Source organism: Rhizobacter sp. (assembly GCF_031412075.1).
GTDB lineage: Bacteria > Pseudomonadota > Gammaproteobacteria > Burkholderiales > Burkholderiaceae_C > Rhizobacter.
Genome location: NZ_JANOCG010000067.1, coordinates 1 through 11,724 on the forward strand (window position 1 = coordinate 1; position 11,724 = coordinate 11,724).

At 62.1% G+C, this 11,724-nt stretch carries 11 protein-coding genes, 2 tRNA genes and 1 pseudogene; 9 read left to right on the forward strand and 5 right to left on the reverse strand.

The genetic code is table 11. The features are described 5' to 3' along the window. Positions 1-202 (reverse strand): hypothetical protein (locus RMO40_RS02485; protein WP_309715817.1); only part of this gene is annotated, 202 nt, incomplete at its 3' end. A 113-nt stretch (positions 203-315) separates the two neighbouring features. Between RMO40_RS02485 and RMO40_RS02490 the strand changes: the two genes are divergently transcribed. Both RMO40_RS02490 and RMO40_RS02495 read left to right on the forward strand, forming a co-directional pair. Then, positions 316-1,317 carry a DUF5672 family protein gene (locus RMO40_RS02490; RefSeq protein ID WP_309715820.1) on the forward strand — a complete coding sequence of 334 codons (1,002 nt, stop codon included), beginning with the start codon at positions 316-318 and terminating at the stop codon, positions 1,315-1,317. Positions 1,318-1,336: 19 nt separating this feature from the next. Next, the gene (locus tag RMO40_RS02495; RefSeq protein ID WP_309715823.1) at positions 1,337-2,464 is read left to right on the forward strand and encodes a glycosyltransferase family 9 protein; all 1,128 of its coding nucleotides are present in this window, start codon (positions 1,337-1,339) and stop codon (positions 2,462-2,464) included. On the opposite strand, the gene RMO40_RS02500 is transcribed toward RMO40_RS02495, so the two are convergent. Then, entirely contained in the window at positions 2,370-3,455 is a 1,086-nt protein-coding gene (locus RMO40_RS02500; RefSeq protein WP_309715825.1) for a glycosyltransferase, read from the reverse strand. The genes RMO40_RS02495 and RMO40_RS02500 overlap by 95 nt on opposite strands. A gap of 6 nt (positions 3,456-3,461) precedes the next feature. Next, positions 3,462-4,331: a glycosyltransferase gene (locus tag RMO40_RS02505; RefSeq protein WP_309715828.1), complete on the reverse strand. Its 870-nt coding sequence runs from the start codon at positions 4,329-4,331 to the stop codon at positions 3,462-3,464. Between the two features lie 162 nt (positions 4,332-4,493). Between RMO40_RS02505 and RMO40_RS02510 the strand changes: the two genes are divergently transcribed. Next, a complete protein-coding gene (locus RMO40_RS02510) occupies positions 4,494-5,246 on the forward strand; it encodes a glycosyltransferase family 25 protein (RefSeq protein ID WP_309715831.1) in 753 nt (250 codons plus the stop codon). 10 nt (positions 5,247-5,256) lie between these two features. Here RMO40_RS02510 and msbA read toward each other — a convergent pair. After that, positions 5,257-7,042 (reverse strand): annotated as a pseudogene (msbA, locus tag RMO40_RS02515) (lipid A export permease/ATP-binding protein MsbA). After that, positions 7,039-7,815, reverse strand: coding sequence for a glycosyltransferase (locus RMO40_RS02520; protein ID WP_309715834.1), 777 nt, complete (start codon positions 7,813-7,815; stop codon positions 7,039-7,041). The pseudogene msbA and the gene RMO40_RS02520 overlap by 4 nt, the downstream one beginning before the upstream one ends. An 82-nt stretch (positions 7,816-7,897) precedes the next feature. Here RMO40_RS02520 and tolB point away from each other — a divergent pair, with 82 nt between their 5' ends. From tolB to RMO40_RS02550, 6 genes are all read left to right on the forward strand, one after another. Next, a complete protein-coding gene (tolB, locus tag RMO40_RS02525; RefSeq protein WP_309715837.1) occupies positions 7,898-9,175 on the forward strand; it encodes a Tol-Pal system beta propeller repeat protein TolB in 1,278 nt (425 codons plus the stop codon). 43 nt (positions 9,176-9,218) lie between these two features. Next, positions 9,219-9,758 carry a peptidoglycan-associated lipoprotein Pal gene (gene pal / locus RMO40_RS02530; protein ID WP_309715840.1) on the forward strand — a complete coding sequence of 180 codons (540 nt, stop codon included), beginning with the start codon at positions 9,219-9,221 and terminating at the stop codon, positions 9,756-9,758. An 8-nt stretch (positions 9,759-9,766) separates the two neighbouring features. Beyond that, positions 9,767-10,561, forward strand: coding sequence for a tol-pal system protein YbgF (gene ybgF, locus RMO40_RS02535; RefSeq protein WP_309715844.1), 795 nt, complete (start codon positions 9,767-9,769; stop codon positions 10,559-10,561). 11 nt (positions 10,562-10,572) lie between these two features. Beyond that, positions 10,573-11,343 (forward strand): ThiF family adenylyltransferase, encoded by a 771-nt coding sequence (locus RMO40_RS02540; protein WP_309715846.1) that lies wholly within the window; start codon positions 10,573-10,575, stop codon positions 11,341-11,343. 39 nt (positions 11,344-11,382) lie between these two features. Next, positions 11,383-11,458: transfer RNA gene (locus RMO40_RS02545), tRNA-Lys, on the forward strand. A 49-nt stretch (positions 11,459-11,507) separates the two neighbouring features. Then, positions 11,508-11,583: transfer RNA gene (locus RMO40_RS02550), tRNA-Lys, on the forward strand. The last annotated feature ends 141 nt before the right edge of the window (positions 11,584-11,724 follow it).

The window sequence follows — 11,724 nt, forward strand, 5'->3', positions numbered from 1 at the left end:
CCGCGGAATTGCTGTGGCACGAGCGCAGCAAGATGTCGTCGATGAACTTTTGCTCCCTCGTGGCCAACAATGTGTAGTTGCGCCGTCGTACATACGGCATGCGGGCTTTGACTGCGCGACGCCAACGCCGGAACTTGGCAAGGAACGACTCGGACGGCCAGTCCATCAGCGGTGCCTGCGCGAGCTTGTCTTGCCGTGTCATGTCTAGGTCAGTTGGTTCGAAGGAGAAGGGGCGAAGTGCTCGGCAATTCTACAAACGCAAGCCGCAGCCTCACCTTATCATCGAGATCTGGCTGAGGGCTACCGCGACCGACCTTGGATAACATCTCCCGTCTCGAACGCGTACAAAGAAAATTTCTGCCCGATGTGACCTTGTGCTGCATCGATTGCACTGAGCGCGCGCCTTGGGCACTCCAGGCCATTCGGCGAAGTCTGCGTGAGCTGTCATTCGGCGATGTGCTGTTCTGCGCTGATCACGACACCCTTAAATCGCTGCAGCTGCCCGAAGGCGTGCGCGGAGTGGAGATCGAGCCGCTGCGCAGCATCGAGGCTTATTCCGAGTTCATGCTCAAGTCGCTTGGGCCTCACATCAGAACCTCTCATGTGCTGGTGATCCAATGGGATGGCTTCGTGCTGAATCCCGATGCGTGGTGTGCCGATTTCCTGACGTACGACTACATTGGCGCACCCTGGCGCCACGTCCCTGAGCCTTACTCGGTGGGCAACGGTGGCTTTTCGCTGCGTTCGCGCCGCCTGATCGACATGCTTGCAGAGCTCGACTTTGCGCCATCGCATCCTGAGGACCTGGCCATCTGCCGGACGTACCGCGATGCGCTCGAGCGGCGTGGCATCCGCTTCGCGCCGGTCTCGCTGGCAAACCGCTTTGCAGTCGAAGACGGCCTGCTACAGGCCGACGCCTTCGGCTTCCATGGTGCGCAGCACCTACCGCGCGTACTGGGTGCTGAAGAGTTGCTGGCTTTCGTGAGGACGCTTGCGCCCAGGGCACTTAGCTCCCACTTCTTTGGCGAATTTCTGCGCAACATCCGCGATGCGGCGTCGCGTGACGCTGCTTTGCGGCCCGCCTATAAAGCCTTCAGCGAATTCCTTGCGACGGCGGTCGAGTCCCTGCAGGGCGGCGCAGCGCTGACCCCGCAGTCGCTGGGGGTGTGCAAGGCGTTGATTCGCTACGGCCAGTACGACACAGCCGCGCGCTTGCTGCATTTGCGCCGGCTCGCCAACGGCTCACGGGAGCGCAAGCTCTGGCTCAGGTTGAAACTAAAATCTGCGCTTGCCAGGTTCACGGGGAATGGCTTGTGATCTACCACTCGAGACCAATGTGCTGACCGATCGTGTGTTCCGCTATGCCCAGGAAACCTGGCAACCACCATTTCCGCAAGCACTTCCCTCATCGGTGGATGCCTACGCGAAGCGCATTTCGGTTTGGGCCGTGGCCCGCCGGCGTGCGTCGCGCTCGCTGAATTTCCTGTTTCATGGGCAGGCGCATCTGGAGCGCGAGCGCATTGACCTGTCGGTGCACCGGCGTGTGCTCTGGATCCACCACGGCATGCCGCAGGTGGGCGACTCGCTGACAGACTTGGCAGCACGCGAACTGTTGAGAGGCAAGGTCGAACGAATCGATTTACTCACCAATCCGCACCTGCTGCAGCTTTACCGATCGGACCGTGTCTTCACAAACATCGGTGCTACCGCCGCTGAGCTGCCCGGGCCGTACGACCTGGTGCTTCTGCACAGCGCCTCTTCGCGCTCGGTGAAAGAGAAGTTTGCGCACTACCGTCACGTGCCATTTGCCAACATCTATGGCTACTACACGGGGCCAGAGCACAACCGTACCTTGTTTGCTTACTACCGGATGGTTCAGCTGCTGGGGTTGTCGCTGAGCGAAGACGCGATCCAACGAATGGCCTGCCCCAGCATGTGGGCGTCGGAGGAAGAAGAGGACAGCGTCGAGGGCTTGAAGATCCCGCGTGACGCGATCGTGATGGCCATCGGCGGTGTGCGCGACTGGTGCACGTATCTGCAGTGGCCGCAGGTTTTGCAAGGTCTGCGCGCTCGCGGCCTGGACAGGCCGGTGGTGCTGGTGGGATCGGACAACGGCAAGGCGATGCGCGACCAGATCATGGCAGCCAATCCGGGATTCACCATCATCGATCGCATTGCGCAGCATTCGCTGGGCGAGGTGCACGCGATCATGCGCCGCAGTGCACTGGTGGTGTGCTCCGACGGTGGGCTGCTACATGTGGCACACACCGCCCGCGTACCGGTGGTCACACTGTTTGCCGGTATCAGCGAGCCACGATTCAGGTTGACCGCGGCAAACCGAACCACCTGGCTTTACGGCGCCAACGGGGTCAACGATGTTCCTGCGGTTGACCTGGTGACGCGGATCCTTGAAGCCATTGGCGATATATCGCCAAATACGACTGCGCCGCCCGATCCCAGGTGAACTGCGCGGCGTGTTCGCAGATGGATTTCGCGTTGGCGAGCAGGCGAGGGCTCTCGGTTTCTATGCAACAGCGCATGGCCTTTGGCTCGAAGCTGTCAAAGTAGCCAGCCCAGGCGCCACCCACCTCGGGCAGGCTGGTCAAGCGCGACAGAAACACGGGTTTGCCGAAGTGCATGGCTTCGAGTGGCGGCAGCCCAAAGCCTTCGGTCAGCGAAGGGAAGAGAAAGCCCTGGCAGTTTGCATAAAGCCAAGCTTTCTGAGCATCGTTGACCTCCTGTACCACCCGAAGGTTAGCCAGCCCGCGCTCAGCCGCCTGGGTACGCAAGCGGTCCGAATCGGCGTTTCGCGGCCCCGCCATCACGACCCATTGCTCGGGCCAACAAGCAGCCAGCTCCAACAGTGATTGCGGATTCTTGGAAGCTGCCATGCGACTCAGGTGCAACAGGAAGCGGCCCGCGGGCAAACCTTCGACGACCTCCTGCGCATGAGCGGTGAGATTGCGTGCCCCATTGGGAATGACGCTGATAGGCCCGTGCCAGCCAAGGTGCTTTTTTATATCGCCTTCGACATGGTGGGTTAGGGTGCTGACTCCGTCGAACTTGCGCAGCCTTGCCTTGAGCTTGGTCAGCGAATTTCGGCGTGCGCGTTCGTCGTCGTGGTACAGCGTGTTGAGGTCGTGAATGGTCAGCAACGAGTGTTGCGTGAACAACGGAGGCCCCACGCGACCGAGCTGATTCAGGCCATGCCAACCAACGAAACGCCGCCAACCTTGCCAGTGCCAAAGGCTTTGCGAAGAACGCGTTTCCAGGTAGGACACGCCATCGCCAAACCGACCATGCCAGTGCTTCGGCATGTGCAGATGGAACTGCACACCTTCGGCACGCCATGCAGGAGCTGCAGCCGCGATGCGCTCGCAGATCTGGGTGGAGAACTCGCCGAGACCGTCGCTGAGTGAATCCAGCTTGCCCAGGCTGATGCCGATATTGCGCACCGTTGCCTAGGCCACCAGACGGTAGTGCTTGCGGCTCAGATCCCAGCCCAACCAGCGCTCTAGCACCATCGACCAGCGGTGCTTGCGCTCGCGCGGTGTGAGCTGGTGGGTAGGGTCTGGGGTGAAATGAGGCTCGGCTTCGGTCGCGAGCCAGTTGTGCATCACGGACGGATGCGTGCCGCCGTACGGCCGCAAGGCCTGCGCGTCGATGTTGCGGTAGTCAACCTTGGGTGCGCCATGCGACCAGTATTTGCTGACCTGATCCATCTTGGCCTGCATGTAGTTCGTGCGCCGCACATGGCCGTAGTGGTAGATGTGCGCATTGGCCAAGGCTGCCTGCGGGTGGCGGCCACGCCGGTGTTTGTCCATGACCACCCAGAACTGGCCATCGGGCGCGTAGCTGCGAATGGTATTGCGGATGAGGCGGCATTCGCGGCGATACCACGCCGGGCTGACGGCCAGCCAGTGTGGCGAACCGTAAAAATGCAGGTAGTCGAACGCCAGGGCTTCGACTCGTGCGTTGCCGTGGTGGCGTTCGACGGCAGTGCGAATCGCGGCCAGTTCGCCTTCATGCAGGACTTCATCGCCTTCAAGGTAGAAAGCCCAGTCGCCGGTGCAGGCGTACTGGGCAATCATCTTTTGTTGGGCATAAACGAAACCCCGCTCCGACATGCGCTCGTTCCAGCGCGTGTCGATGAGGCGAATCTTTGGGTCGCCGATGGCGAGCAGGCGCTCGCGCGTGTCGTCTTCGCCTTGTCCGACAGCGATCACAAACTCGTCCACGAGTGGCAGCAGCGAGCGCACCGAAGCCTCGAACGGGAAACCCAGCTTGGTGCCGTTGCGCAAAAAAGTGAAGCCGCTGATGGATGGTGTCATGGAGATGCGGCCAGTCGGCGGTTGGCTGGCGTGTGGCTTCTTGGCGTGGCGAATTGTATCGACCGATCTGCATGGTTCGAGTCTGCTGACACGGTGATCAGCAGGCGAGAAAGGCGTGGGGCTTATGGTCGAGAATGATGCATCTCGTTCAATCCAACAACCATGCACGCCAATCAGCCCTCAACGCAGCAGCCCGCGCGGGCGTTGCCCTCGGGGCTTGACGCCATCCTTGTGATACACGCCTCGACCTTCGTCGAACGGCGCAGGTTCATCGAAGCCCAGATGGATGCGCTTGGCCTTCCGTATGAGTTTGTCCTCGATTTCGACATCCCCTCCATTCCGCAAGCCCTGAGGCAGCGACTCTTCAAGGAGGGTGTGCTGTCTGCGGCGCAACAATCATGTGCACTCAAACATTGGCAAGCGCATCGGTTGGTGGTGGAGCGGCAGATGTCTCGCGTGCTGGTGCTGGAAGACGACGTCATCTTGTCCAAGAATTTCTTGCCCGCCCTCAACGGGTTGATGCACGAAGAACTGGCTTTGCATGACCCCCACATCACATTTCTTGGCTGCGGCGGTCACTACTACGTGCCCAGCGAGCAGATCCGTGAGGGGCAATGGCTGTACCCGCGCAACCAGGGCAAGTTTGCGGACTCCTACATTCTGTCGAATGAAACTGCAAAGCGGCGTCTGGCTTGGATAGAAGCCAATGGCATCCATGCGGCGATCGACCACACCTTTGAGCACATTGACCGAACGCTTGGCACGCCGATGTTCTGGCTTGAGCCGCCCGTGGTCGAGCAGGGCAGCCACAACGGGACGTTCTCATCCAGCCTGGAGCAGTCGCACACCTTGTGGTTCCAGAAGCTCCAGTTCCGCTGGAAGAAATGGTGGCGGCGGCGGCGGCACAGCCTTTGATGCGCTCGCGTCAGACGGGGGTCGATTCGGGTCGGTTGGCCCCGGTCCTGAACTGAAGCGAATGCAAATGGGCAAACAAGCCGTTCTGCGCTAGCAACTCCGCATGCGTGCCTTGCTCAACCACTCGGCCACCTTCGAGCACCAGCACGCGGTTGGCCGCCTTGATAGTGGACAGGCGATGAGCGATGACGAGGCTGGTGACCGCGCATCAGGGTGTCCAGGGCCTCTTGCACCATTCGCTCGGACTCCGAGTCGAGTGCCGAAGTAGCTTCGTCGAGGATCAGGATCGGCGCGTCTTTGTAGATGGCACGTGCAATGGCCAGGCGCTGTCGTTGCCCGCCGGACAGCTGGTTGCCGTTGTGGCCGATCATGGTGTCCAGGCCCTGTGGCAGGCTCTCCACGAACTGAAGCATGTTGGCCGCCTGAAGGGCCCGGCGCACGGCCTCTCGATCGAACTCCGCCGCATCACCGGAGCCCAGTGCGACGTTGGCCGCCACGGTGTCGTTGAAGAGCACCACGTCTTGGCTGACCAGCGCAAACTGTCGGCGCAGCGCAGCGACATCCCATTCGTGCAGGGGGCGCCCGTCGAGCAGCAGTTGACCCTGAGTGGGCTCCAGAAAGCGCGGCAGCAGGTTCACCAGAGTGGACTTTCCCGCGCCGGAAGGGCCGACGAGCGCGATGGTCTCGCCGATGTGCAACTGCAGGCTCACATCGGCCAGCGCAGGCGCCAAGTCGTCTTTGTAGCGCAAGCTCACCTCGCGCAACTCGATGTGGCCACGAGCGCGGCCAGGGTCGTACCCGCCACCTTGCTCGATGGGGGCATCCTTGATCAAGGCCACCCCGCGCTCCAGGGCGGCCAACCCACGCGCGATCGGCCCGGCGACTTCGGAAAGGTGTTTGATGGGAGCCAGCAGCATCATCATGGCGGTGATGAAGCCAATGAAACCGCCCGCAGTGCCGTTGCCTTGCACGCCGCTTTGCCAGACTGCGGCCACGATCAGCGCTGAAAGGCCGCAGGCCGCAATCATTTGGGTGATGGGCGTCATGGTCGCGGAGGCCATCGTCGATTTGATCGAGAGCCGTCTCAGGGTGTCGCTGCCCTTGGCAAAGCGCCGAGCCTGTGATGGTGCGGCTCCGTGCAACCGCACGATGCGCCAGGCCAGCACGTTTTCTTCGACCACGTAGGCGAGTTCGTTGGTGGCGTTCTGGCCCTCGATGGTGAGCCGGTGCAGCCGTTTGCTGAGCTTGCGCATGACGAACGCGATGGCCGGAAAAAGCAGCCCGACAAACAGCGTGAGTTGCCAGTTCAGGTAAAGCAGGTAGGCCAGCAGAGCCACCAAGGTGAGCGAGTCGCGCACGAGGGTCTGGACCGAACCCACCAGCAGGCCGGCTCCCGCCTGGGCTTCGTAGGTCAGTGTGCTGGTCAGTGAGGTCGCGGTGTTGTTGCTGAAGATCGTGGGGTGAACCGTCATCAACCGGTCGAACATGGCGGCTCTCAGCGCCTGCGTGCCCCGGTTGGCCGACCAGGCGAGACCGTATTGAGCAACCAGGCCTGCCAGGCCGCGCACCGCAAAGAGGCCGATGATGACCGCCGGAATCATCCAGAGCGGGAATGTCGGGGCCTTGAAACTGCCGCTGTCAAAAAAGCTTTTCATCAAGGCCGGGATCACCGGCTCGGTGGCCGCCGCGACCGTGGAACCAATGGCCACCAGAGCGAACCCGCGGCCGCTGTTGGCGAAGTAGGGGGCAATTCGCAACAGGCGCTGTTTCAGCGGCAATGTACTGACTTCAATCATCCAGGGAACTCCGGACGGCTTGGTGGACTCCTGAGAAGCATCAGTTTCAAGTATTTGTAGTAGGTGTACTCGGCGTTGTAGATGGCCAGCATGACGCCATGGCGCCCATCCAGAAACCCAAGACGCAGAACGTAGGTTCTGAAAAATGCAAACGACCCATGTATCAGCGCCTTCGTCAGACTGCCTTGCTTGCCGCGGCTGAGCATGTCACGAGCATGGCCGCTGGAGTAGCGGCCGAGCTTTTCAAGTACGTCGTCAAGGTCGGGATAGCTGTAGTGGATCAAGCTTTCGGTGAGGTCGCCAACGCTGCCTTGCACGGTCATGTGGGCGTGCAAAAAATGGTCGGTGAAGGCGGATACATCGCGTCGCCCCAGTCGCAGCGTGAAGTCCGGCCGCCAACCGCTGTGCCGGATGAACCGGCCGCAGAATTCGGAGATGCGCGGAATCCGGTAGCCGGCATGGGCTGGCTCTGCGAGCGTCGCCAGCACTTCGCCGCGCAGGCGAGGCGAGATGCGCTCATCGGCGTCAAGCGACAGCACCCAGTCGGATTTCGCCATCGAGAAGCCTCGCGCAATCTGAGGGCCATAGCCAGGCCAGTCGGTCTGGATCACCCGTGCACCCGCTCGCTCAGCCAAGGCCATGGTGTCATCGCTGCTGCAAGAGTCAAGCACCAGGACTTCATCGGCAAACGACGCGCTGGTCACGCAGTCGGCGATATTTCTGGCCTCGTTTTTTGCAACGATCACGACAGTCAATGTCGGGGGCTTTTGCATTTTGATGTGTAGGGCTCCATCTATCATGGGCATTGTCTACGATTCACAGTGGCGGTTCTGGCGCTGCTCATACGCACCTTTTATGCGCTACTCAACTCACAAAATCTTCGTCCTGCTGCTGCTCTCGCTGGGGCTCATCTACCCCGCCGCAGCCCAGTTTCGGGTCGAGATCTCCGGCGTGGGCGCCACCCAGGTGCCCATCGCCATTGCCCGCTTCCGCGATGAAGACCGCACCACCCAGAGCCTGTCGACCATCATTCGTGCCGACCTCGAGCGCTCGGGCGTGTTCCGCCTCATCGAGGCCAACCAGGTGCTCGACGAGGCTGCCCAACCGCCCATGAGCGAATGGCGCTCACGCTCGGCCGACGCGCTGGTGGGCGGCTCGGTGACCCGCCTCGCCGACGGCCGCTTCGACGTGCGTTTCAAGCTGTGGGACGTGGTCAAGGGCAAGGTGATCGGCGGCGAGAGCAACGCCACCATGCCGGCCGATCTGCGCGTGGCCGCGCACCGCATCGCCGATGTGATTTACGAAAAACTCACCGGCGACCGGGGTGTGTTTTCCACCCGCATCGCCTACGTCACCCGCTCAGGCAAGCGCTACGCGCTGCGGGTCGACTTTGCCGATGGCCTGGGCGGCGAGTCGGTGCTCAACAGCAACGACCCCATCATTTCGCCCGCCTGGTCGCCCAACGGGCAGGAGCTGGCCTATGTGTCCTTCGAAGACCAGAAAGCCATCGTATTTGCGCAAGACGTGTCCACCGGGCAGCGCCGCAAGATTGCGGCCTTTCGCGGCTCCAACAGTGCGCCGTCCTGGTCGCCCGATGGCAACTCGCTGGTGGTCACCCTCAGTCGAGACGGCTATTCACAGCTCTACATCATCGGCCGCAATGGCGAGAACCCACGACGCATCACCACCAGCCAGTCGATCGACACCGAAGCCACCTACTCGCCGGACGGCAAGCTCGTCTACTTCGTGAGCGACCGCAGCGGTGGCCCGCAGATCTACAAGGTGGCGGTGGCTGGTGGCACACCCGAGCGCGTGAGCTTTACCGGTGGCTACAACATCAGCCCGGCGCTCAGCCCCGACGGCCGCTACCTGGCCTATATTTCGCGGCAGAACGGCGCCTTCAAGCTGTATGTCGGTGAACTGGGCAAACCCGCTGCGCCCCAGGCCATCACCGACAGCTCAGACGACGAAAGCCCCAGCTTCGCGCCCAACGGCAAGCTGATCATCTACGCGACCCGTGCCAATGGCCGGGACACCTTGATGACCACCACGCTTGACGGCAAGATCAAGGCCAAGCTGGAGTCCCGTTTCCCGGATGTGCGCGAGCCCGTCTGGGGCCCCTTCGGGCGCTAGCGCCAAGCGCGCCCGCGAATTTTCACGACGACAGGAGAAAACCATGAACATGTCCCGCCTCGCTCTCATTGCTGCGGTGTCTTCGGCCTTCCTCGCAGGCTGTGCCTCTAACGTGAAGCTCGACGACAAGCCGGCACCGGTCGAGTCGCGCACTCCATCGACCGGCAGCGCTGGTGGCTCCGGCGCTTCTTCGAGTGGCACCTCGCCCAACAACGTGGCCAGTGTCGACCTGACCAAGAGCGCGTCGGCGACCGAGTTGTCCAAGGTGGTTTACTTCGACTACGACAGTTTTGTGGTCAAGGACGAGTTCCGCCCGGTGGTCGAAGCGCAGGCCAAGCTGCTGTCCACCGAACGCAACAAGAAGCTGTCGGTGGAAGGTCACACCGACGAGCGGGGTGGCAGCGAGTACAACCTGGCCTTGGGTCAGAAGCGCGCCGAGTCGGTGGCCAAGGCGCTCAAGCTGCTGGGTGTGAACGACGGCCAAGTCGAAGCCGTGAGCTTTGGCAAGGAGCGCCCCGCGGCGCAAGGCAGCGATGAAGCCGCCTGGGCCAAGAACCGCCGCGCTGAACTCAACAACCGTTGAGCGTGAGCATGGCCCGCTTGCTTGTGAAGGCGTCTCGCCGCCCCGCGGCGTGGTTGCTGGCTTTGGCGCTGGCCGCACCGGCGGCTCATGCGGGCCTGTTCGACGACGACGAGGCGCGCAAGGCCATCCTCGACCTGCGCCAGAAGCAAGAGCAGAGCGAAGCGCGCGTGAAAGCCGCGCAAGCCGACAGCACGGCGCAGCTGCTGGAGCAGATCAACCAGCTCAAGCGCAGCCTGCTCGACCTCAACAACCAGCTCGAATTGATGCGCACCGAGGTGGCTCGGATGCGCGGCCAGGACGAGCAGCTGACGCGCGATGTGGTCGAGTTGCAGCGCGTGCAAAAAAACATTCAGCAAGGTGTCGAAGACCGCATCCGCAAGCTCGAGCCACAGAAGGTCACGGTCGACGGCAAAGAGATCCTGGTGGACCCTGAAGAGCGCCGCCAGTTCGAAGACAGCATGGCGGTGCTGCGCAAGGGTGAGTTTGCCGCGGCTTCGTCGGCGTTTGCGGCCTTCAACCGCAGATACCCCGGCAGCGGCTACAAGGCAGCGTCGCTCTTCTGGCTGGGCAACGCGCAATACGGCATGCGCGACTACAAAGAGGCGATGAGTTCGTTCCGCAGCCTGGTCTCCGCGGCGCCCGATCATCCACGCGCGCCCGAGGCGCTGCTGGCGATCGTCAACTGCCAGATGGAGCTGAAAGACAGCAAGGGCGCGCGACGCACGCTCGACGAGTTGGTCAAGGCCTACCCCAAATCCGAGGCGGCCCAGGCTGGCAAGGAACGCCTGGCGTCGGTGAAGTAAGCGGCGATCGCATGAACGCCGCGCTCGACCTGCTGGCGCCCGATCTGGAGCGACGTTTTGGCGGCCTGCGCCGTCTTTATGGCGAGGCGGGTTACCAGGTGGTGCGTGCCGCACGTGTGGGCGTGGTGGGTTTGGGTGGCGTGGGCTCGTGGTCGGTCGAGGCGCTGGCGCGCAGTGGTGTCGCCGAGCTGACGTTGTTCGACATGGACCACGTGGCCGAGTCCAACATCAACCGCCAGGTGCAGGCCTTGGGCGCGACGCTCGGGCAAGGCAAGGGGGTGGCGCTGCGCGAGCGCATTGCCGACATCCACCCTGGTTGTGATGTGCAGCTTGTCGACGACTTTGTGTCGGCTGACAACTGGCCCGGCTTGCTGCCGCGTGAGATCGACGTGCTCATCGACGCCTGCGATCAGGTGCAGGCCAAGGCCGCATTGGCTCATTGGGCGCTGCAGAACAAGCTCCCACTGATCTGCGTGGGCGCGGCCGGGGGCAAGCAGCGCGCGCAGGCGGTGGAAGTCGATGACCTGGCCCAGGTCACGCATGACCCCTTGCTGGCCTCGTTGCGCCAGCGCTTGCGCAAGCAACACGGCGCTGCGCGCAGTGGCGCAATGGGTGTGCGCTGTGTGTTTTCACGCGAGCCGGTGTCGCCGCCGGTCGATGCCTGCGAAGTCGATGGCAGCCTCAATTGCCACGGTTATGGGTCGAGTGTTGTCGTCACGGCCAGTTTCGGTTTTGTAGCGGCTGGGGAGGCGCTACAATCATTGTTTCGCCGATTTGTTTGAAGCGACTTTGCTAAGCTGGCTATAATCATGGGCTTTACCGGGTTGTTAGCTCAGTCGGTAGAGCAGCGGACTTTTAATCCGTTGGTCGTGGGTTCGAGTCCCGCACAACCCACCAGAATTCGTTCAACCTAGTCAAAAAACTCGCAGAAGAAAAGTTTGAGAGCGGGCTCCTAGCTCAGTTGGTAGAGCAGCGGACTCTTAATCCGTTGGTCGACAGTTCGAATCTGTCGGGGCCCACCAAATTTCAGTGAACCAGCCCTTGGCGCGCAAGCACCAAGGGCTTTTTCACGCCTGCTTGCGACTTGCCCCAAATCCACCTGGAGATGTCGGCCAAGGTCGGTGCGTAGACTCAAACGCACTGGCCGGGCGCGTGCCTGGCCG

What these genes read in the sequence shown, in the direction of transcription:
- RMO40_RS02505 (WP_309715828.1), bottom strand. Translation starts at nt 4,331, where the DNA reads ATGACACCATCCATCAGCGGCTTCACTTTTTTGCGCAACGGCACCAAG.
- RMO40_RS02510 (WP_309715831.1), top strand. Translation starts at nt 4,494, where the DNA reads ATGCACGCCAATCAGCCCTCAACGCAGCAGCCCGCGCGGGCGTTGCCC.
- RMO40_RS02520 (WP_309715834.1), bottom strand. Translation starts at nt 7,815, where the DNA reads ATGCAAAAGCCCCCGACATTGACTGTCGTGATCGTTGCAAAAAACGAG.
- tolB (WP_309715837.1), top strand. Translation starts at nt 7,898, where the DNA reads ATGCGCTACTCAACTCACAAAATCTTCGTCCTGCTGCTGCTCTCGCTG.
- pal (WP_309715840.1), top strand. Translation starts at nt 9,219, where the DNA reads ATGAACATGTCCCGCCTCGCTCTCATTGCTGCGGTGTCTTCGGCCTTC.
- ybgF (WP_309715844.1), top strand. Translation starts at nt 9,767, where the DNA reads ATGGCCCGCTTGCTTGTGAAGGCGTCTCGCCGCCCCGCGGCGTGGTTG.
- RMO40_RS02540 (WP_309715846.1), top strand. Translation starts at nt 10,573, where the DNA reads ATGAACGCCGCGCTCGACCTGCTGGCGCCCGATCTGGAGCGACGTTTT.